17 protein-coding genes are annotated in these 21,188 nt (G+C 71.4%); 9 read left to right on the top strand and 8 right to left on the bottom strand.

Annotated features, from left to right (window positions below):
• Positions 1–25: 25 nt before the first annotated feature.
• The 3 genes from ACIP84_RS25750 to ACIP84_RS25760 all read left to right on the top strand — a co-directional run bounded on the left by ACIP84_RS25750 (position 26) and on the right by ACIP84_RS25760 (position 4,449).
• Complete coding sequence (locus ACIP84_RS25750; RefSeq protein ID WP_401800638.1) at positions 26–1,435, top strand: class II fumarate hydratase; 1,410 nt, start codon at positions 26–28, stop codon at positions 1,433–1,435.
• A 72-nt stretch (positions 1,436–1,507) separates the two neighbouring features.
• Positions 1,508–2,173: a DUF402 domain-containing protein gene (locus tag ACIP84_RS25755; protein ID WP_355961939.1), complete on the top strand. Its 666-nt coding sequence runs from the start codon at positions 1,508–1,510 to the stop codon at positions 2,171–2,173.
• A gap of 311 nt (positions 2,174–2,484) precedes the next feature.
• Positions 2,485–4,449 carry an ATP-binding SpoIIE family protein phosphatase gene (locus ACIP84_RS25760; RefSeq protein ID WP_355961936.1) on the top strand — a complete coding sequence of 655 codons (1,965 nt, stop codon included), beginning with the start codon at positions 2,485–2,487 and terminating at the stop codon, positions 4,447–4,449.
• Between the two features lie 102 nt (positions 4,450–4,551).
• On the opposite strand, the gene ACIP84_RS25765 is transcribed toward ACIP84_RS25760, so the two are convergent.
• A complete protein-coding gene (locus ACIP84_RS25765) occupies positions 4,552–6,771 on the bottom strand; it encodes a transglycosylase domain-containing protein (RefSeq protein WP_401800643.1) in 2,220 nt (739 codons plus the stop codon).
• A gap of 279 nt (positions 6,772–7,050) precedes the next feature.
• On the opposite strand from ACIP84_RS25765, the gene ACIP84_RS25770 reads away from it, so the two are divergent.
• From ACIP84_RS25770 to ACIP84_RS25780, 3 genes are read left to right on the top strand one after another with little or no spacing between them, the layout of a single operon-like run.
• Positions 7,051–7,575 (top strand): PadR family transcriptional regulator, encoded by a 525-nt coding sequence (locus tag ACIP84_RS25770; RefSeq protein WP_017239865.1) that lies wholly within the window; start codon positions 7,051–7,053, stop codon positions 7,573–7,575.
• Positions 7,572–8,255 (top strand): ABC transporter ATP-binding protein, encoded by a 684-nt coding sequence (locus ACIP84_RS25775; protein WP_355961930.1) that lies wholly within the window; start codon positions 7,572–7,574, stop codon positions 8,253–8,255. The genes ACIP84_RS25770 and ACIP84_RS25775 overlap by 4 nt, the downstream gene beginning before the upstream one ends.
• Complete coding sequence (locus ACIP84_RS25780; protein WP_401800647.1) at positions 8,252–10,624, top strand: FtsX-like permease family protein; 2,373 nt, start codon at positions 8,252–8,254, stop codon at positions 10,622–10,624. The genes ACIP84_RS25775 and ACIP84_RS25780 overlap by 4 nt, the downstream gene beginning before the upstream one ends.
• A 159-nt stretch (positions 10,625–10,783) precedes the next feature.
• Here the strand turns inward: ACIP84_RS25780 and ACIP84_RS25785 are convergent, their stop codons facing one another.
• Positions 10,784–11,719, bottom strand: coding sequence for a hydrogen peroxide-inducible genes activator (locus tag ACIP84_RS25785; RefSeq protein ID WP_401800649.1), 936 nt, complete (start codon positions 11,717–11,719; stop codon positions 10,784–10,786).
• A 150-nt stretch (positions 11,720–11,869) separates the two neighbouring features.
• Between ACIP84_RS25785 and ACIP84_RS25790 the strand changes: the two genes are divergently transcribed.
• On the top strand, positions 11,870–12,424 hold the full coding sequence (locus ACIP84_RS25790; RefSeq protein WP_073809243.1) for a peroxiredoxin: 555 nt from the start codon (positions 11,870–11,872) through the stop codon (positions 12,422–12,424).
• 6 nt (positions 12,425–12,430) lie between these two features.
• The gene (locus tag ACIP84_RS25795) at positions 12,431–12,970 is read left to right on the top strand and encodes an alkyl hydroperoxide reductase (protein WP_015035886.1); all 540 of its coding nucleotides are present in this window, start codon (positions 12,431–12,433) and stop codon (positions 12,968–12,970) included.
• Between the two features lie 86 nt (positions 12,971–13,056).
• On the opposite strand, the gene ACIP84_RS25800 is transcribed toward ACIP84_RS25795, so the two are convergent.
• The 5 genes from ACIP84_RS25800 to ACIP84_RS25820 all read right to left on the bottom strand — a co-directional run bounded on the left by ACIP84_RS25800 (position 13,057) and on the right by ACIP84_RS25820 (position 18,845).
• Positions 13,057–13,731 carry a hypothetical protein gene (locus tag ACIP84_RS25800; protein ID WP_355961918.1) on the bottom strand — a complete coding sequence of 225 codons (675 nt, stop codon included), beginning with the start codon at positions 13,729–13,731 and terminating at the stop codon, positions 13,057–13,059.
• Positions 13,728–15,215 carry an AI-2E family transporter gene (locus ACIP84_RS25805; RefSeq protein WP_401800654.1) on the bottom strand — a complete coding sequence of 496 codons (1,488 nt, stop codon included), beginning with the start codon at positions 15,213–15,215 and terminating at the stop codon, positions 13,728–13,730. Before ACIP84_RS25805 ends, ACIP84_RS25800 begins: the two co-directional genes overlap by 4 nt.
• A gap of 138 nt (positions 15,216–15,353) precedes the next feature.
• Complete coding sequence (locus tag ACIP84_RS25810; protein WP_355961912.1) at positions 15,354–16,064, bottom strand: transglycosylase SLT domain-containing protein; 711 nt, start codon at positions 16,062–16,064, stop codon at positions 15,354–15,356.
• A gap of 376 nt (positions 16,065–16,440) precedes the next feature.
• Positions 16,441–17,766 (bottom strand): PhoH family protein, encoded by a 1,326-nt coding sequence (locus tag ACIP84_RS25815; RefSeq protein ID WP_266968856.1) that lies wholly within the window; start codon positions 17,764–17,766, stop codon positions 16,441–16,443.
• A 317-nt stretch (positions 17,767–18,083) separates the two neighbouring features.
• Positions 18,084–18,845, bottom strand: a complete 762-nt coding sequence (locus ACIP84_RS25820) for an isoprenyl transferase (protein WP_401800658.1) — start codon at positions 18,843–18,845, stop codon at positions 18,084–18,086.
• A 128-nt stretch (positions 18,846–18,973) separates the two neighbouring features.
• Between ACIP84_RS25820 and mgrA the strand changes: the two genes are divergently transcribed.
• Complete coding sequence (gene mgrA, locus ACIP84_RS25825; RefSeq protein ID WP_401800661.1) at positions 18,974–20,011, top strand: L-glyceraldehyde 3-phosphate reductase; 1,038 nt, start codon at positions 18,974–18,976, stop codon at positions 20,009–20,011.
• Between the two features lie 433 nt (positions 20,012–20,444).
• Here mgrA and ACIP84_RS25830 read toward each other — a convergent pair whose 3' ends face one another.
• On the bottom strand, positions 20,445–21,182 hold the full coding sequence (locus ACIP84_RS25830) for a prepilin peptidase (RefSeq protein WP_401800664.1): 738 nt from the start codon (positions 21,180–21,182) through the stop codon (positions 20,445–20,447).
• Between the last annotated feature and the right edge of the window lie 6 nt (positions 21,183–21,188).

Genomic DNA, 21,188 nt, shown 5'->3' on the forward strand with positions numbered 1-21,188 from the left:
CATCTTTCATAGGAGGTTGAGGAACATGAACGACACAGACCAGGCCGACGGCTACCGGATCGAACACGACTCCATGGGTGAGGTGCGGGTCCCCTCGCACGCCAAGTGGCGGGCCCAGACCCAGCGGGCCGTGGAGAACTTCCCGGTCTCCGGGCAGCGCCTGGAGCGCGCCCACATCGAGGCCCTCGCCCGGATCAAGGCCGCCGCCGCCCAGGTCAACGCGGAGCTCGGCGTGATCGACCGGGACCGCGCCGAGGCCATCGTCTCGGCGGCGGAGGAGGTCGCCGGGGGGCGCTGGGACGAGCACTTCCCGGTGGACGTCTTCCAGACCGGTTCCGGCACCTCGTCCAACATGAACACCAACGAGGTCATCGCCACCCTCGCCACCGAGCGGCTCCCCGAGGGCCGCGAGGTCCACCCCAACGACCATGTGAACGCCTCGCAGTCCTCCAACGACGTCTTCCCGTCCTCGATCCACATCGCGGCCACCGGCGCCGTCACCCGCGACCTGATCCCCGCCCTCGATCATCTGGCCGCTTCCCTTGAGCGAAAATCGGCCGAATTCGCGTCGGTGGTGAAGTCCGGCCGTACGCACCTCATGGACGCCACCCCGGTCACCCTCGGCCAGGAGTTCGGCGGCTACGCGGCCCAGGTCCGGTACGGGGTCGAGCGGCTGCGCTCCGCCCTCCCCCGGCTCGCCGAACTCCCCCTCGGCGGTACGGCGGTGGGCACCGGCATCAACACCCCGGCCGGCTTCTCCGCGGCCGTCATCGCGGAGGTCGCCCGCGCGACCGGCCTGCCGCTGACCGAGGCCCGCGACCACTTCGAGGCGCAGGGCGCCCGGGACGCCCTGGTGGAGACGTCCGGGCAGCTCCGCACGATCGCGGTCTCCCTCACCAAGATCGCCAACGATCTGCGCTGGATGGCCAGCGGACCCCGCACCGGCCTCGCCGAGATCAACCTCCCCGACCTCCAGCCCGGCTCGTCGATCATGCCGGGCAAGGTGAACCCGGTGATCCCCGAGGCGGTCCTCATGGTCGCCGCGCAGGTGACCGGAAACGACACCACGGTCGCGGTGGCCGGCGCGGCCGGGAACTTCGAGCTCAACGTGATGCTGCCGGTGATGGCCAAGAACCTCCTGGAGTCCGTACGGCTCCTGGCCAACGCGTCCCGGCTGCTCGCCGACCGCACGGTCGACGGGATCACGGCCAACGTCGAGCGGGCCCGCGAGTACGCCGAGTCCTCGCCGTCCGTGGTCACCCCGCTGAACAAGTACATCGGCTACGAGGAGGCCGCCAAGGTCGCGAAGAAGTCGCTGGCCGAGCGGAAGACCATCCGCGAGGTGGTGCTGGAGTCCGGGTACGTGGAGCGCGGCGACCTGACGGTCGAGCAGCTGGACGAGGCGCTGGACGTCCTGCGGATGACGCGCCCGTGACAGACGTACTCGGATGACTCATCCGTGATCCATGCCGCTGCGGTCGTGGGAGCGCGCCCCTAAGATCTGCGCATGACAGGATCGGGCGGCTCTCAGCATTGGGCGCCGGGGGAGCACATCCTCTGGCGCTACCGCGGCAACGGCACCGGAGACGTGCACATCTGCCGACCGGTGACGGTCGTCCAGGACACACCGGACCTCCTCGCGGTCTGGATGGCGCCCGGCACGGAATGCGTCCGCCCGGTGCTCGCCGACGGCACGCCCGTGCACGAGGAGCCCCTCGCCACCCGCTACACCGCGCCGCGCACCACGGAACGCGCGCGGTGGTCCGGCAGCGGCGTCCTGATGCTGGCGCGGCCCGGCGAGCCGTGGTCCGTGTGGTTGTTCTGGGAGCGGGGCTGGCGCTTCCGCAGCTGGTACGTGAACCTGGAGGAGCCGCGGGTCCGCTGGTCCGGCGGCTTCGACTCCGAGGACCACTTCCTCGACATCTCCGTCTACCCCGACCGCAGCTGGCTGTGGCGGGACGAGGACGAGTTCGCGCAGGCGCAGCGGTCCGGTCTGATGGGTCCGGAACTGGCCGCACGCGTGCGGGGCGCGGGGCAGCGTGCGGTGGACCGCATCACGGCGTGGGGGGCGCCGTTCTCGGACGGCTGGGAGAACTGGCGGCCCGATCCGGCATGGCGGGTTCCGGAGCTGCCGGCCGACTGGGACCGCACTCCGGCGCACACGGCACCGTGAGACCCTTGATGCGCCCCCGGGGTTCAAACGTAGGATCGTCCTCCGCACGGCAGAGGCGGACCGAACGGCACGTCAGACCGACGGAGCAGCACGTCAACGACCGAACTCAGCGCAGGACCTGACCAGAAGTCATCCACGAGGGGGAGAGCAGTGCCGGACGTCTGCCCGGGTGTTCCGACCCCCGCTGGTGCCACCGCTCGCGGAGCCTTCACATCCACCGCACACAAGGGGTTTAGCCCCGCCGAAGGCGCGGCATCGGCGAGAAGAGCGAGTGCATCGCACCACCGGCCCGGACGGACGGAATCCCACGCGTGACGGAGCATCCCACCTCCCACGAAGGCCGGCAGCCCCTGGCTGCCCGGTCGCAGGAACGCGCGCGCCCTCGCCAGGAGGCGGCGGCCGGCCTGCCCTCCGACGTGCCCGCACAGCCGGGCGGGCCGGCGGGCCCGGCGGCCGCCGCGACGCCGGGCCCCGACCTGCCCGCGCCCCCGCCGCCCACGGCCCCCGGCGGCCCCGGAACCATGGCCGTCGCCGTGTCGGCGCAGCTCCAGGGCGGCGGCCGCGGCGGGGACACCGTCGCACGGCGCGAGGGCGAGAAGCTGCGGTTCGTCGGGGCGGCGACGCGGCGCATCGCCCGCGGCATCGACCTGGACGAGATCGTGCTGGGTCTGTGCCGGGCGACCGTGCCGACCTTCTCCGACGAGATCCTCGTCTACCTCCGCGACCCGCTGCCGGTGGGCGACGAGCGGCCGGTCGCGCCGTTCGTGTTGCGGCTGCGCCGCACGGACCGGCTGCGGTTAAGCGATCTGGAGGGCGAGGAGCTCGTCCTCGTACCCGATCCGGATCCGACCCCCGCGGCCGAACTCTGCGAGGTGCGGTCCGGCGGGGCGCTGGCCGAGGTCCTGCGCGGGGTGCGGCCGGTGTTCGGCGACTCCGCCGCCGCCAAGACCGCGCTGACCGAACTCCTCGGCCCCGAGCATCCGCTGCCCGGCGGGCTGCGGGCCGTCCTCGCGCCGCTGCGCGGCCGGCGCCGGGTGATCGGCGCCGCCGTGTTCCTGCGCCGCCCCGAGCGGGCCGGCTTCGAGCCGAACGACCTGCTCGTCGCGGCACAGTTGGCCACGCACACCGCGCTCGGCATCGACAAGGCCGTGCTGTACGGCCGTGAGGCGTACATCGCGGACGAGCTCCAGCGGACGATGCTGCCGGACTCGCTGCCGCAGCCGACCGGCGTCAAGCTGGCCTCGCGCTATCTGCCGGCGGCCGAGACGGCCCGGGTGGGCGGCGACTGGTACGACGCGATCCCGCTGCCCGGCAGCCGGGTCGCGCTGGTCGTCGGCGACGTCATGGGCCACTCCATGACCTCGGCGGCGATCATGGGCCAGCTGCGCACGACCGCGCAGACCCTGGCGGGGCTCGACCTGCCGCCGCAGGAGGTCCTGCACCACCTGGACGAGCAGGCGCAGCGGCTCGGCGAGAACCGGATGGCGACCTGCATGTACGCGGTGTACGACCCGGTCTCGCACCGGATCACCGTGGCCAACGCCGGTCATCCGCCGCCGATACTCCTCCACCTGGGCGGCCGTGCCGAGGTGCTGCGGGTGCCCCCGGGCGCCCCGATCGGCGTCGGCGGCGTGGACTTCGAGGCGGTCGAGCTGGACGCCCCGGCCGGTGCCACGCTGCTGCTCTACACGGACGGTCTGGTGGAGTCCCGGCTGCGGGACGTGTGGACCGGCATCGAGCAGCTGCGGGAGCGCCTCGCGGCGACGGCGCAGCTGACCGGGCCGGACCACTCGCCGCCGCTGGAGGCGCTCTGCGACGACGTGCTGGACATGCTGGGTCCCGGTGACCGGGACGACGACATCGCGCTGCTCGCGGCGCGGTTCGACGGCATCGCGCCGAGCGACGTGGCGTACTGGTTCCTGGATCCGGAGGACGCGGCCCCCGGCCGGGCCCGGCGGCTCGCGCGGCGGGCGCTCGCCCGCTGGGACCTGGAGGAGCTGACGGACTCGGTCGAGCTGCTGATCAGCGAGGTCGTGACCAACGCCGTGCGGTACGCGGAACGGCCGGTGACGCTGCGGCTGCTGCGGACGGACGTGCTGCGCTGCGAGGTCGGTGACGACTCGCCGCAGCTGCCCCGGCAGCGGCGGGCGCGTGACACCGACGAGGGCGGGCGCGGCCTGTTCCTGGTGAACCGGCTGGCGCGGCGCTGGGGGGCGACCCGGCTCTCCGGCGGCAAGGTGGTCTGGTTCGAGCTGGCGACGCCGAGTCAGTCGTAGCCGCGGCGCGGTCGTATGCGCGGCGCGCGGTCGTAGCCGCGGCGCGGCCGCACGCGCGAGGGAAAGGGCCGGCCCCCCATGGGGGCCGGCCCTTTCGTGTCGCTACTGCAGGGGGCGGTCCGTGCTGCCCTGGCTGGTGTCCGGGTCCGGCGGCTCGATCGACGGCGGCGGTGACGGCTCGTCGGTGACCGGCGGGGCGGTCGTGGGCTCCGGCGGCGTGGTGGCCGGGTCGCGCGTCGGCTCGGCCGGCGTGGTGGCCGTGGAGGTCGGCGGGGGCGTCGAGTCCGGGGACCGCGTGGTCGGCTCCTGCGTCGGCTCCTCGGTCGTCGGCTCCTCCGTCGGCTCGGTGCTCCCGGTGGGCGTCGGGTCCGGGTCGAAGCCGGTCGAGCCGTCGGTCTCCAGGTCGAAGGAGGCGTCGGAGCCGCCGTCGAGGGCGCCGGTGGTGTAGTCGCCCCAGATCTGGGCGGGCGTACGGCCACCGTTGGCGCGGCCCGCGTTGATGGTGTCGGTGAGGGTGACCTGGTTGCCCTTGGCGTCCTCGCCGAAGAGGCCGACGGCGGTGACGAGTTCGGGGGTGTAGCCCACGAACCAGGCGGAGCGGTTGTTCTCGGAGGTGCCGGTCTTGCCGGCGGCCTCGTACTCGCCGGCGGCACGGAAGCCGGAACCGTTCTGCACGACGCCCGTCATGGCCTGGGTGACGGTGTCGGCGGCCTCGCGGCTGATGACCTGCCCGCCGATCCCCTTGGCCGGGGAGAGCGTGCGGTCCTTGTGCGCGGCGGCCTTCACGAGGGTCGGGGTGACCTTCTTGCCGTGGTTGTCGAGCGTGGCGTAGACGCCGGCCATGTCCATCGTGGAGGCGCCCATGGTGCCGAGGGACATGGCGGGGGTCTCGCCGAAGTCCGCGCCGTCCTTCATGCCGAGGGCGAGGGCGGTCTTCTTGGTCCTGGCGGGGCCGACGTCCACGATCATCTGGGCGTAGACGGAGTTGATGGAGCTGTTGGTGGCCTTCTGGACGCTGACGGGGCCGTAGCTCCGGTTGTCCTCGTTCTCCGGCGCGAAGGGGATGTCGCTGCCGACGACCTTGCGCTTGCTGGTGCCGTCGTAGGTCGTGCCGAGGCCGATCTCGCGCCCGTCCTGGGTGACGGAGCGGTTGTCGAGCGCGGAGGCGAGGACGATCGGCTTGAAGGTGGAGGCCGGCTGGTAGTCGCGGCGGGTCGCGTTGGACGTCCAGTGCTCGGTGGCGCCGACGCCGCCGTACATCGCGACGACCTCGCCGGTCTTCGGGTCGACGGAGGTGGCGCCCGCCTGGACGGTGGCGTCCTTCTTGTCGCCCTTGCGGTCGAGCTTGGCCTCCAGCTGCCGGTCGACGGCCTTGACGAGGTCCTTCTGCCGCTTCTCGTCGATGGAGAGGGTGATCGTCCAGCCGCCGGCCTTGATGTCCTCCTCGCTGACGCCCTGGCGCATCAGCTCCTGGTTGGCGGCCTCGACGATGTAGCCGGTCTGGCCCTCCATGCCGGGGAGGGGCTTGGGCTTCTGCGGGACGGGGAACTTCATGGCGGCACGCTCGGACTCGGGGAGCCAGCCCTCGCCGACCATGTTGTCGAGGACGTAGTTCCAGCGCTCCTCGACGAGCTTGCGGCCGGTGGTGCTCGCGGAGGTCCAGTCGTACTGGTTGGGCGCCTGGAGCAGCGAGGCGAGGTAGGCGCCCTGGGCGGTGGTGAGCTGGGTGGCGTCGACGCCGTAGTACGAGCGGGCCGCGGCCTGTATGCCGTAGGCGCTGCGACCGTAGTAGCTGGTGTTCATGTACCCGGCGAGGATCTCGCTCTTGGTCGACTGCTGGTCGACCTTGATGGCGATGACCATTTCCTTGAGCTTGCGCGTCGCGGTCTGGTCCTGGCTCAGGTAGTAGTTCTTGACGTACTGCTGGGTGATGGTCGAGCCACCCTGCTTGCCCTTGCCGGTGATGGTGGACCAGGCGGCGCGGGTGGTGCCCTTGATGTCGACGCCGTTGTCCTTGTAGAAGGTCTTGTTCTCCGCGGCGACGAACGCCTTCTGGACCTTCAGGGGGATCTTGTCGAGGCCGACGATCTCGCGGTTGATCTTGCCGGTGCGGGCGAGGACCTTGCCGTTGGCGTACTTGTAGATGTTGCTCTGCATCATCGCCTCGGCGTTGGCCGTCGGCACGGGGACCAGGAGGTAGACGACGTACAGGGCGCCCATGGCGAGCAGGCAGGCCACGAAGAAGGTGCCCAGGAGCTTCTTCCAGGAGAAGAAGCGGCGCAGGCCGCGTTTCTTCGCCTTGCTCTTGTCCGGTCGGCCCATGTGTCGTGTCGCTCCGCTCGTCGTGTGTCCCGGCGTGCCCCGGCCCGTGCCCCCGCGCCGGATCTGCTCAGCTAGTCAGCTAACACCGACGATGCAGACAAAGGACAACCGATCACGCCTTTTCCGGACGTGAGAATCAGCACCCATGCCCAGAGGAACCGACGCTCGGACGGGGCCGATGGTTGCGTGAGGGAGTCCTTCCGCTTTGCGACCAGGCCTTACCGCCTCCCGACGGGCCGCTATACATCGTAGGTATACACCCCGTGTACAGTGACCCGCATGTCCATCGGTCACACCCTCCTGGGACTCCTGGAGTCCGGCCCGCGCCACGGTTACGACCTCAAGCGCGCCTTCGACGAGAAGTTCGGCCACGACCGGCCGCTGCACTACGGCCAGGTCTACTCGACCATGTCCCGGCTCCTGAAGAACGGCCTCGTCGTCGTCGACGGCATCGAGGCGGGCGGCGGCCCGGAACGGAAGCGGTACGCCATCACCGAGGCGGGCATCACCGATGTCGCCCAGTGGCTCACCACCCCCGAGAAGCCCGAGCCGTACCTCCAGTCGACGCTCTACACCAAGGTCGTCCTGGCCCTGCTGACCGGCCGCGGCGCCGCCGAGCTCCTCGACACCCAGCGCGCCGAGCACCTGCGCCTGATGCGAGAGCTCACCCGCCGCAAGAAGGACGGCGACCTCGCCGACCAGCTCATCTGCGACCACGCCCTCTTCCACCTGGAGGCGGACCTGCGCTGGCTGGAACTGACCGCCGCCCGCCTCGACCGGCTCGCCGAGGAGATCCGCCGATGACCCCCACCCCGCTCCTGACGGCCACCGGCCTGGACAAGACCTACGGCCCGACCACCGCCCTCGCCCGCGCCTCCTTCGCGCTCCGGGCCGGCGAGGTCGTCGCCATCATGGGACCCTCCGGCTCCGGCAAGTCGACCCTGCTGCACTGTCTGGCCGGCATCGTGCGCCCCGACGCGGGCACGATCACCTACGACGGACGCGAACTCACCGCCCTGTCCGACAGTGCGCTCAGCTCCCTGCGCCGTACCGACTTCGGCTTCGTCTTCCAGTTCGGCCAGCTCGTCCCCGAGCTGACCTGCGTCGAGAACGTGGCCCTCCCGCTCCGCCTCAACGGCGAGAAGCGGAAGGCCGCCGAGGCCAGGGCCGCCGAGTGGATGGCCCGTCTGGAGGTCGACGACACCGCGCACAAGCGCCCCGGCGAGATATCCGGCGGTCAGGGCCAGCGCGTCGCCGTCGCCCGCGCGCTCGTCACCGCCCCGCGGGTGATCTTCGCCGACGAGCCGACCGGCGCACTCGACTCCCTCAACGGCGAGCGGGTCATGCAGCTGCTCACCGACGCCTCCCGGGACACCGGCGCCGCCGTCGTCCTCGTCACCCACGAGGCCCGTGTCGCCGCCTATTCGGACCGCGAGATCGTCGTACGCGACGGAGCCGTACGCGACGCGGAGTGGGTGGCATGACGCTCCGCACCTGGACCCGCGACCTGGCGCTCGGCGCCCGGTTCGCGGTCACCGGAGGCCGCTCGGGCCTCCTCCGCACCCTGCTCACCGCGACCGGAGTCGGCTTCGGCGTGGCCATGCTGCTGCTCGCCTCCTCCCTGCCGAACATGCTCTTCCAGCGGGAGGTCCGCGAGTCCGTCCGCGCCGTCGACGGCAGTGAGATGGTCAACGAGCCCCGGGACGACTCCTTCCTCCACCTCGGCAGGACCACCGTCTACCGGGACGACGTCATCAGCGGCCTGCTGCTCACCCCGGAGGGCGAAAGCCCAGCGGTCCCGCCGGGCGCGGCGGCGTTCCCCCAGCGCGGCGAGATGCTGGTCTCCCCCGCGCTCCGGGACCTGCTCGGCTCCCCCGACGGCGCCCTCCTCAAGGAGCGCCTCCCCTACAAGGTCGCCGGAACCATCGGGCAGGACGGCCTCATCGGCCCCGCCGACCTCCGGTACGTCGCCCACGTCGGCTTCCTCACCACCGACAACTTCGACGGACGCGGGGTGCGCTACGGCTGGTCGGTGCCCGAGGAACCGATGAACGCGTTCCTGATCCTCCTCGTCGTCGTCGCCTGCGTCGTCCTGCTGCTGCCCGTGCTCGTCTTCATCGCCACCGCCGTCCGCTTCGGCGGCGAGCAGCGCGACCGTCGGCTCGCGGCGCTCCGCCTCGTCGGCGCGGACACCGCCATGACCCGGCGGATCGCGGCCGGCGAGTCCCTCGCGGGCTCGCTGCTCGGCCTCCTCGTGGGCCTCGGACTCTTCGCGGTGGCCCGGCAGTTCGCCGGGGCGTTCACCATCTGGGACGTCAACGCCTACCCGTCCGACGTCGTACCGATGCCCGCGCTCGCCGTGCTCACCCTCGCCACCGTCCCGGTCTCCTCCGTCGTGGTCACCCTCTTCGCGCTGCGCGGCGTGGTGATCGAGCCGCTCGGGGTCGTCCGGACCTCCACTCCCCGCCGCCGTCGGCTGTGGTGGCGCCTGCTGCTCCTCGCGGCCGGGGTCGCGCTGCTCGTCCCGCTCATGGGCGAGGTCCGGGTGACCGAGACGAGCCTCGACACCGTGGGCGTGGCGACCGGCACCACCCTCGCCCTGATCGGCCTGACCACCCTGCTGCCGTGGCTCGTCGAGGCCGGGGTGAAGCGGCTCCACGCGGGCCCGGTGGCCTGGCAGCTCGCCGTCCGCCGGCTCCAGCTGAGCAGTGGCACGGCGGCCCGCGCGGTCAGCGGCATCGTCGTGGCCGCGACGGGCGCGATCGCGCTCCAGATGCTCTTCCAGGCGATGGAGAACGACTTCACCGAGGTCACCGGCCAGGACGTGTCCCGTGCCCAGATCGCCGTCGGTGTCGACGCCGGGACCGCCGACAAGGCCCGCGCGATGATCGACCGCTTCGAGCGGACCAAGGGCGTCACCGGCGTCACCGGCATCGTCGAATCGCATGTGTGGCGTGCGGGCCCCCTGAAAGAGGGCGAGGAGTTCGCCCCGATGACCTCGCTCAGGGTCGGCGACTGCGCCTCTCTCGCGGAGTTCGCCGTCCTGCCCTCCTGCACGGACGGCGACGTGTTCGTCTTCCTCGCGCACGGCGCGCAGGGCAACCCGGACGACTCCTTCGTCACCAGGGCGGCACGGCCCGGCGCCACGGTCGCCCTGCGCGACCCTCATCCGCACCCGGACGAGCCGAAGCGCGCCGAGGGCGGCCCGCTGCCGCGGTGGCGCATCCCCGCCACCGCCCGGGTCGTGGACTCCCGCCCGGACCCGACGGGCATGTACGAGTACGGCGTCCTCGCCACCCCGAAGGCGATCGACGCCGCCCGGCTCGACGACCCCGACGCGCAGGCCATGGTCAGGCTCGACCCGGCCGTGCCGGACGCCGCCGACCTCGTACGGAACACGGCGGAGGCCATCTCCCCGACGTCCTGGGTCCGCACGCTCGCGGACACCGAGCGGAACGCCGCGTTCAGCAGCGTCCGCACCGGCATCCTCGTCGGCTCCACGCTGACGATGCTGCTGGTGGCGGCTTCGCTCCTGGTCGCGACCCTGGAGCAGCTCAGGGACCGCAAGCGGCTGCTCTCCTCGCTGGTCGCCTTCGGCACCCGGCGCTCCACCCTGAGCTGGTCGGTGCTGTGGCAGACGGCGGTGCCGATCGTCCTCGGTCTGGTCCTCGCCGTCGCGGGCGGGACCGGCCTCGGGGTGGTCCTGCTGAAGATGGGCGGGCAGCAGGTCCAGGACTGGTGGGTCTTCCTGCCCGTCGTCGGGATCGGTCTCGGCCTGATCGCGGCCGTGACGCTGCTGAGCATGCCGGTCCTCTGGCGCCTGATGCGGGCGGACGGGCTGCGCACGGAGTAACCCTCCGGGCGGATGTACGAGGAGGTGGGCGGCGGTTCCTGACACCGGGGGGTCTCAGGAACCGCCGCCCTCACCCGTACGGGGGCCCCGGGAGGCGGCGCCGCTGTCCCGCCCCGGCGGATCTCAGGAGCCGGCGCCGCTGTCCCGCCCCGGCGGATCTCAGGAGCCGTCGCCGAGCACCCGTACCGGAAGGCCTCGCATCGCGCCCCGCAGCTCCGCCGCCAGTTCCTCGAACTCGGCGTGCCGGGCCGCGCCCGTCCGCATCGCGAGGGCGATCCGCCGGGCCGGGGCCGGCTCGGTGAACAGCCCCGTCCACAGGGCGTTGTTCCGGGCGGTCTCGACCGTGACGGCGGTGCGCGGCAGCAGCGTCACCCCGAGACCGCCGGCCACCAGCTGGACCAGGGTGGAGAGCCCCGCCGCGGTGGTGGTGACCTCGGCGCCGTCCGTGCGCCCGGCCTCGCGGCAGATGTCGAGGGCCTGGTCGCGCAGGCAGTGCCCCTCGTCGAGGAGGAGCAGCCGCAGCTCCTTGAGGGCCTCGCGCGGAATGTCGTCCCGGCCGGCCAGCGGATGCCCCTGCGGGGTGACCAGGACGAAGTCCTCGTCGAAGAGGGGCAGCTCGGTGACCCCGGGCACTCCGAGCGGCACGGCGAGCAGCAGCAGGTCCAGCCGCCCGGCGGCGAGCCCCTCCAGGAGGGAGGAGGTCTGCTCCTCGTGGACCTGGAGGTCGAGGTCCGGGTAGCGCCGGTGGACGAGCCGCAGCACCGTCGGCAGGAGATACGGGGCGACCGTCGGGATCACTCCGAGCCGCAGCACCCCGGTGAACGGGGCCTGGGCCGCCTCCGCCTCCTCCATCAGCTCGGCCACCGCGTCGAGGACCGCCCGGGCGCGGACCGCGAGCCGCTCCCCCGCGGGCGAGAGCAGCACCTTTCTCGTCGTACGCTCGAGGAGCTGGACACCGAGTGCCTCTTCGAGTGCCGAAACCGCGCCCGAGAGCGCGGGCTGGCTCATGCCGATGGCGGCCGCCGCGTCGCGGAAGTGGAGATGCTCCGCCACCGCCGCGAAGGCTCTGAGCTGGGACAGGCTGGGCTGTTTCACACGTCGTGCCGGGATCACTGATAACCACCTTCGATCAACACGACCCACTCTAGCTATTTCACTGATCAATGCACTCCGTGCCATGCTGTGAGCCGTCCAACCCCCACGGAAGACCCCAAAAGGGACCCTTCCTGTTTGCAAGGAGAGCGCGTGCTCACTGTCGGTGACAAGTTCCCCGCCTACGACCTGACCGCCTGCGTGTCGCTGGAGAGCGGCAAGGAGTTCGAGCAGATCGACCACAAGGCCTACGAGGGCAAGTGGCGCGTGGTGTTCTTCTGGCCGAAGGACTTCACCTTCGTCTGCCCCACCGAGATCGCCGCGTTCGGCAAGCTGAACGACGAGTTCGCGGACCGCGACGCCCAGATCCTCGGCGTCTCCGGCGACTCCGAGTTCGTGCACCACGCCTGGCGCAAGGACCACGCCGACCTGCGTGACCTGCCCTTCCCGATGCTGGCCGACTCCAAGCACGAGCTCATGAGCGACTGCGGCGTGCGCGGCGAGGACGGCTTCGCCCAGCGTGCCGTCTTCATCGTGGACCCGAACAACGAGATCCAGTTCACCATGGTGACCGCCGGATCCGTCGGCCGTAACCCCAAGGAGGTCCTGCGGGTCCTCGACGCCCTGCAGACCGACGAGCTGTGCCCCTGCAACTGGAACAAGGGCGAGGGCACCCTCGACGCCGCCGCGCTCCTGTCGGGCGAGTGATCTGACATGGCTCTCGACGAACTGAAGTCCGCCATACCGGACTTCGCCAAGGACCTGAAGCTGAACCTCGGTTCGGTCATCGGCAACAGCGAGCTGCCCCAGCAGCAGCTCTGGGGCACCGTCCTCGCCTGCGCGATCGCCTCGCGCTCGCCGAAGGTCCTCAAGGAGCTGGAGCCCGAGGCCCAGGCCAACCTGAAGCCCGAGGCGTACCAGGCGGCCAAGTCCGCCGCCGCGATCATGGCGATGAACAACGTCTTCTACCGGACCCGGCACCTGCTGTCGGACCCCGAGTACGGGACGATGCGCGCCGGTCTGCGGATGAACGTCATCGGCAACCCGGGCGTCGAGAAGGTCGACTTCGAGCTGTGGTCGCTGGCGGTGTCCGCGATCAACGGCTGCGGCCAGTGCCTCGACTCGCACGAGCAGGTCCTGCGCCAGGCCGGTGTCGACCGCGCCACGATCCAGGAGGCCGTCAAGATCGCCGCGGTGATCCAGGCGGTCGGCGTCACCCTCGACGCGGAAGCGGTCCTCGCCTCCGCCGAGTAGGGCGTCACGGTACGAGAAGGGCCCCGGGGCTTCGCGCCCCGGGGCCCTTTCGTCGCGTCCGGAGGGTGGTCACCCCCCGCGCGGGGTCACTTCTTGAGCGCGGCCATGAGCGCCAGCATGTCCTGGGCGAGCGGGATCTCGATCCCGGAGAGGTCGACCGGCTCGGTGTCCCGGACGCCCTCACCGGTGTCCTGGTCCCAGCTGGACATCGAGCTGAAGTTGATCTCGATCTCCACCTGCCCGTCGAGCACCAGGAGCTGCGCCCCGAACGCGTCGTCGACCTGCAGGTAGGCCTTCTCCCCGAGCCCTTGGTACGGCTCCATCTCGAACCGCTTGGCCCGGGCGTCGAACTCGGGCCCCGGGTCGGTCACCAGGTGCCTCGTGTACTCGACGCTCCCGCTGTACCCGGTCTCGGGCGACCCGAACAGCACCGGGCAGTGCTGCGTCTCCAACGCGGCATCGTCGGCCAGCTCCGCCTCGGTGTCCGAGGACCGCTTGCCCAGGATGCTGGTGAGCGCCCCCAGCCTGGCCGTCTCGCAGAGGTTCTTCACGGCCTTGTAGCCCCGCATGTCCGGACCCGGCTCCTCGCCCCGCTGGACCGCGTAGAGCGCCCCGCCCCAGACCGCCGACGCCACCACCGCGCCGCCGAGCGCCCACAGCCAGGGGCGGCGGGGCCTGGGCGGGCGCGGGGCCCGCTCCTCCGTCAGAACCTCGGTGCTCTCGTACGAGCTGTCCCCGTCGAGCTCCGGTTCCGATATCACTCGCCGTCCCCCTTGCCCGCGAGCGCGCCGGGGGCCGGGGTCGGCGCGATCTCGTAGGCGGTCGCCCCGCGAGGTTCCCGCGCGCTGCGCAGCGCCTGCTCCCTGCTGTACGCGCGCAGGTATCCGACCGCCGTGTTGACGACGGCGACCAGCGGGACCGCGACCACGGCACCGCCGATGCCGGCGGTCAGGCCGCCGGCCGCGACCGCGAGGACGACGGCCAGCGGGTGGACCCGCACCGCGCGTCCGAGGATGAAGGGCTGGAGCACATGGCCCTCGATCTGCTGCACGGCGAGGACGACGATCAGCACCATGAGCGCGGTGAACGGTCCGTTGGTGACGAGGGCGACGACCACCGCGAGGGCGCCGGAGACGACCGCGCCGACGAGCGGGATGAAGGCGAAGAGGAAGATGAAGACGGCGAGCGGTACGGCCATCGGCACGTCGAGGAACCAGAGTCCGAGGCCGATGAAGACCGCGTCGATGAGGGCGACGAGCACCGTGCCCCGCACATAGGCGGTGAGGGTGCGCCAGGCGCGCGGGCCCGCGCCCGCGACGCCGGGCCGGGCTTGGGCGGGGACCAGCTTGAGCGTCCACTCCCAGACCTTCTTCCCGTCGTACAGCAGGAAGAGCGTCGAGAACATGGCGAGCAGGATGCCGGTCATCGTCTCGACGAAGACGGCGACGCCCTGCAGTCCGACGGAGGTGATCTGCTCGGCGTTGGCGCCGATGGTGTCGCTGAGGTTCTTCGCGATGTCGTTGATCTGGCGCTCGGTCACATGGAACGGGCTGTCCAGGGCCCAGCGCTTGAGCTCCTCGATGCCGTCCTTGACGCGGTCGGTCAGGTTGTCGATGTTGTCCATCACCTGCCAGACCACGAACCAGCCGACCAGACCCATCACGACGAAGCCGGAGACGGCGGTGACGGCGGTGGCGAGCCCGCGCGGCAGGCCCTTCCTGCGCAGCATGGCCACGGTGGGCTGGAGCAGGGCGGTGACGAGGAGCGCGGCGACGAACGCGAGGACGACCAGCTGGACGGAGCTGATCACCTTCATCAGCACCCAGACGGTGCCGGCGAAGACGAGCAGGCGCCAACTCGCCTCGGCGGCCACCCGCATGCCCCACGGGATCGCGGCGGCGGGATCGGGCCTCGCGGCGACGGCCGGTGCGTACGTGGGGGGTGCGGGGACGGAGAGACCGGGCTCGCCGGCGGCCGGCGGGAGCGGTGCGGCGGTGTCCGGGTCCACGTCGGGGCGGGCGGGCACGGCGGCGGCCGCCCCGGCGGTGACTCCGGTACCGGTACCGGTTCCGTCGGCGTCCCCGGCAGTGGGGGCCGCGCCGGCCGGGCGCCGCTCCCCCGGGTCCTCGAACGTCGGGCCGAGCGGCTCCTCGCGCTCCGCCTCGGCACGGCGCTCGTCGAGGCGCTCACCCATGCGGCTCAGGCTCTCGCCCAGCCGTCCCAGCCACCCTGGCACTCTCGACATCGCTTTCCTCATCCCCCGCTCGCTCTTTCCCACCGTTCCCCCACCGTTGCCCCCGGAGACCGCGGGCATTCGAAACTACACGCAAGAAGCCCCTCACCGTAGGACGGTGAGGGGCTCCCCGGGGTTGAGCACGCCGTACTAGTACCAGCGGTGGGACAGCCAGAACGACCAGGCGCCACACGGGCTGCCGTAGCGGTCGTTCATGTAGTTGAGGCCCCACTTGATCTGGGTGGCCGGATTGGTCTGCCAGTCGGCGCCGGCGCTGGCCATCTTGTTGCCCGGGAGCGCCTGGACGAGACCGTAGGCGCCCGAACCCGGGTTGACGGCCTTGTAGTTCCAGGTGGACTCGTGGTCCACGATGTTGCTGAAGCACTGGAACTGCGAGGCCGGGACCATCTGGCGGGCGATCGCCTTGACCTCGGAGACCGAGTACGAGCCCTGCGCGCTGAAGGACGAGGCGTCGCGGACCGCGGAACGGCTGGCGCGCTCCTCCGCCTCCTTGCGCTCCTTCTCGGCCTTCTCCTCGGCGGCGGCCTTGTCGGCCGCCTCCTTCTTCGCCTCGGCGTCCTTGGCGGCGCGGAGACGAGCCGTCTCCTCCGCGGACTTCTTGGCGACGGAGTCGGCAGCGGCGGCCTGGACGTCGGCCTGCTCCGAGAGGGACGAGACCTGTACCTGGGCCTGTTCGCCCACGGGAATGTCCGCGAGCAGCGTGGTGTCGGCCGCGGCGGCCTCGAAGTTGTCGTCCGAGGACTGAGCGGCGTTACCCGACGCAACGCCCATGACGGCGCCGACGGTGGTGACCGCAGTGGCCGAAGCCACCGCGAATCCCCGGACCGAGATCCGGCTCACACGGTTTCCTTCCAGCACGCCCGCACAGGTGACCACGCGGGCGAAATCGTGCCCCTGGCGCTGGTCTCCGACGTACACGGTCACAGAAGACACGGGCCCGTGGTGCTGTGGGCGGCATACGGCGAACGACTGTGGAGTTATGTGGTGGTTGTGCGCCTGAAGGTGCACGGGTGCCGTATGCGGGGCCTGACGGAAGCAAGACTTTGCCGGACGGCGACACCGCAAGGCAATTCTGCGTTGCGTGTGAAAGCTCACACCTGGGCGCGGGCAGGTGTTTTCGAAGATAAGGCGGACATGGGGGCGCCGCCCGGCTAAGCTCCTGCGCTCTGCCGGGCGGCGCCAACTTCCGTACGCATACGTACGCGTACGAATCGGGTCAGATCTGACCGTCCTCCAGCATCTCCGTCACGAGCGCCGCGATCTGGGAGCGCTCGGAGCGGGTGAGGGTGACATGGGCGAAGAGCGGATGCCCCTTCAGTTTCTCGACCACGGCGACGACTCCGTCGTACCGGCCGACCCTGAGGTTGTCCCGCTGGGCGACGTCATGGGTCAGAACGACCCGCGAATTCGCCCCGATTCGGGACAGAACGGTCAACAGGACGTTCCGCTCCAGGGACTGGGCCTCGTCCACGATGACGAACGCGTCGTGGAGCGAACGGCCCCGGATGTGGGTGAGCGGCAGGACCTCCAGCATCCCGCGGCCGAGCACCTCCTCCACCACCTCACGGCTCGCGACCGAGGACAGCGTGTCGAAGACGGCCTGAGCCCACGGGCTCATCTTCTCCGCCTCGCTGCCAGGCAGGTAGCCGAGCTCCTGGCCGCCGACCGCGTACAGCGGACGGAAGACCATCACCTTCTGGTGCTGACGGCGCTCCAGGACCGCCTCCAGGCCCGCGCAGAGCGCGAGCGCGGACTTGCCGGTGCCGGCCCGGCCGCCCATGGAGATGATGCCGACGTCCGGGTCGAGGAGCAGATCCAGCGCGATCCGCTGCTCGGCGCTGCGGCCGCGGAGCCCGAAGGCCTCCCGGTCGCCGCGGACCAGCCGTACGTTCCCCTCGGCGGTGACCCGGCCGAGCGCCTTGCCCCGCTCGGACTGGAGCACCAGACCCGTGTGGACCGGAAGCTCCGCGGCCTCCGGCACGTACAGCGACTCCTGGTCGTAGAGCAGGTCCACCTGCTCGCCGGAGAGCGCCAGCTCGGACATCCCGGTCCAGCCGTTGGCGTCGGTGATGGCCAGTTCGGCGCGGTACTCCTCGGCGAGGAGGCCGACCGACGAGGCCTTGATGCGCAGCGGCAGGTCCTTGGAGACGACCGTGACGTCGTACCCCTCCGCCTGGAGGTTGCGCGCGACCGCGAGGATCCGTGAGTCGTTGTCCCCCAACCTGTAGCCGGCGGGCAGTACGCCGGGGTCGGAATGGTTGAGTTCGACACGCAGGGTGCCGCCCAGCTCCCCGATGGGGAGCGGGGCGTCCAGGCGCCCGTACCGGACCCGGAAGTCGTCCAGGAGGCGCAGGGCCTGCCGGGCGAAGTAGCCGAGTTCGGGATGGTGCCGCTTGGCCTCGAGCTCCGTCACCACGACGATCGGGAGCACTACCTCGTGCTCCTCGAAGCGCGACATGGCGTTGGGGTCGGCCAGCAGGACGCTGGTGTCGAGAACATAGGTGCGCCGGTCGGAAAGGCGGCGCTTCGTGCTGGTCACCACGGAAGGACAGACCCCCTCGGAAGACCCCTGTGAGGTCGGGGTGCGACGGAACCGGTGTCGCTGCGGAATGGGACCGGGTTCAGGCCGCCGTGCACGGGCCGAACCACGGCCCTCCGCTTCTCCCGTACGTGTCCCGCACGGTCGTCCTGGTGCAAGGGGCCTCCCGGGTGGCGGTCTCCGTGCCGCTCACTTCACCAGGGATATGCCCTCTAACAGGCTCTGCCATGCCATGGCATATGACGACGTGTTCGTGAACACGAGGTGATCGGTTCCGGTCAGGTCCCCGGGGTGCTCCGGGGACCGTCCGAGTCCGGGAATCAGGTTCCGTAGCGCCGGTGCCGGGCGGCGTAGTCACGCAGCGCCCGCAGGAAGTCGACCTTGCGGAAGGCCGGCCAGTGCACTTCACAGAAGTAGTACTCGGAATGGGCGCTCTGCCACAGCATGAATCCGGACAGCCGCTGCTCGCCGCTGGTGCGGATCACCAGGTCCGGGTCGGGCTGGCCGCGCGTGTAGAGGTGCTCCGAGATGTGCTCGACGTCGACGATCTCGGCGAGCTCCTCGAAGCTCGTGCCGCGCTCCGCGTGCTCCAGGAGCAGCGAGCGGACCGCGTCCGCGATCTCCTGCCGGCCGCCGTAGCCCACGGCCACGTTCACGAGTATCCCCGTGTTGTCGTGGGTGGACTGCTCGGCCTCCTTGAGCACCGACTGCGTACGGGCGGGCAGCAGGTCCATCGTGCCGACGTGGTTGACGCGCCAGCGGCCGTCGGCGGCGAGCGCCCGCACGGCGTTCTCGATGATGCCGAGCAGCGGGACGAGCTGCTCCTCGGGCCGGTTCAGGTTGTCCGTGGAGAGCATCCAGAGCGTGACGACCTCGACGTCGGTCTCGGCGCACCAGCCGAGCAGCTCCTGGATCTTGTCCGCGCCCGCCTTGTGGCCCTGCTCGGGCGTCCCGCCGGAGGCCTTGGCCCAGCGGCGGTTCCCGTCGAGGATGACCCCGATGTGCTTGGGCACCTGGGCATGGTCGAGGCGGCCTTCCACCCGGCGTGCGTAGAGCCCGTACACCAGGTCGCGCAGGTTCACTGTTCTTTACCTCTCCATGCAGCGGCAGGCCCGCCGTGCCGCGGCGGTCCGCAAGCCGCCACACTACTGCGGACGGGCGACGGGCTCCCAGCCCGGGACTGTCACAAGTCCGTGATAAGCAGAGATACGTGACTGATTCCCCCCTGTACCGCGCCTCCGCGGACCGCTATGACTCCATGGAGTACCGCCGCTCGGGCCGCAGCGGCCTCAAGCTTCCCGCGATCTCCCTCGGCCTCTGGCACAACTTCGGCGACGACCGCGCGCTCGACACCCAGCGGGCCATCCTGCGCCGCGCCTTCGACCTCGGCGTCACCCACTTCGACCTGGCGAACAACTACGGGCCGCCGCCCGGCTCCGCCGAGCTCAACTTCGGCAAGCTCTTCGCCCAGGACTTCGCGCCCTACCGCGACGAGCTGATCGTCTCCACCAAGGCCGGCTACGAGATGCACCCCGGCCCGTACGGCGAGTGGGGCTCCCGCAAGTACCTGCTGTCCTCGCTCGACGCCTCCCTGAACCGGATGGGCCTCGACTACGTCGACATCTTCTACTCGCACCGCTTCGACCCGCACACCCCGCTGGAGGAGACGATGGGGGCCCTGGCCTCCGCCGTCCAGCAGGGCAAGGCGCTGTACGTGGGCGTCTCCTCGTACACCAGCGAGCAGACCGCCGAGGCCGCGCGGATCCTGCGTGAGATGGGTGTCCCGGCCCTCATCCACCAGCCCTCGTACTCGATGATCAACCGCTGGACCGAGGAGGACGGCCTCCTCGACACGCTGGAGGAGGCCGGCATGGGCTGCATCTCCTTCGTGCCGCTGGCGCAGGGGCTGCTCACCGACAAGTACCTGAAGGGCATCCCGGAGGGCTCGCGGGCCACCCAGGGCAAGTCCCTCGACCCGAACCTGCTCTCCGACGAGGTGCTGCGGCGGCTGCGCGGTCTCGCGGACATCGCGGGCCGGCGCGGGCAGTCGCTGGCGCAGCTGGCGCTGTCGTGGGTGCTGCGCGACGAGCGGATGACCTCGGCGCTGATCGGCGCGTCCAGCGTCGCCCAGCTGGAGGAGAACGTGGCGGCTCTCGCGGCCCCGCCGCTGACCGCCGACGAGCTGGTGGAGATCGACTCGTTCGCCGTGGACACCCAGGGGACGAACATCTGGGCCGGCCGGTCCTGACGCGTCCGGAGTGACCGGGGGCAGGCCCTGTGGGGATCCGGGGCAGGCCGTCGGGAGGATCCGGGGGCAGGCCCTCGCGGGATCCGGGAAAGAAAACGGGCCGGTCCGTGGGGGGGATACGGACCGGCCCGAGGGGGGGTTTCCACCATAACCCTTCGTTAGTCGTGTTGCGCGCCACGTACGCCGAACGAACCCCGACGAATTCGCCGGATCCCAGGCGGGACAAGGGGTGCAGGCCCCTGTGGCGGGTTTGCGCCCCGGCGCGGCGGCGGAGTTCCGTCCCTCCGAAGAGGGACCGCCCGGGCCGGGCGCCGCGTTGACGGAAGGCAGCCGCACGGGACCGCCTTCCGGCAGGTCAGGCCACCGGGCGCGCGGGGAGGCGGGCCGCCGCCGTCACGGCGGGCGATGCCGCGGTGACCGGCGGGCACGACCGTCACGGAAGCGCGGTGAACGCGCCGAGGAGCAGCCCCAGCAGCCCGCCGGCGAGCATGAAAGGGCCGAAGGGGATCGCCGAGGAGCGGTCGGCGCGGCGCAGGAGGACGAGCCCGACGCCGTACACCGCCCCGAACAGGAACCCCGCGAAGGCCCCCGTGAAGAGCACGCCCCAGCCGTACCAGCCGAGGGCCGCGCCGAGCGGCACCGCCAGCTTGACGTCGCCCAGACCGAGCTGGCCCGGGTTGATCAGATGGAGCACCAGATAGGCCCCGCCGAGCGCGAGCGCGCCCAGCAGCGCGTGGAGCCAGGAGCCCGCGTCGTACGGCAGGAGCTCGGCGACACCGAGGAGCAGCGGCACCGCGGCGGCCAGCGGCAGGGTGAGAGCGTCCGGAAGCCGGTGCACGCGCGTGTCCACGGTGGCGAGGAGCACGGCGAAGGGCGCGCCGAGCAGCCAGACCGCGAGCTCGGGCCGGGGCCCGCCGGTGGCGGCGGCGAGCACGGCGCAGACGAGAGCGGTGAGCAGCGGTGCCGTGTGCGGGCTTCCGGTCGTCGCGCAGTCCTGCCGCCCCGGCCCGCCGAGCCAGCCGCGCGCGGGCCCCGCGAGCTCGTGCCCGACGGGGCAGCGGTCCCGCCACGGTTCCTCGAAGGCCACGGAGAGCCGGTACGCGGCACGCGGCACGAACAGCCCGACGGCGGCGCCCCAGAGGGCGGCGAGGGTGATCGTCGTGACGTACACGGAGCC

Source organism: Streptomyces sp. NPDC088707, from assembly GCF_044752725.1.
Taxonomy (GTDB): Bacteria; Actinomycetota; Actinomycetes; order Streptomycetales; family Streptomycetaceae; genus Streptomyces.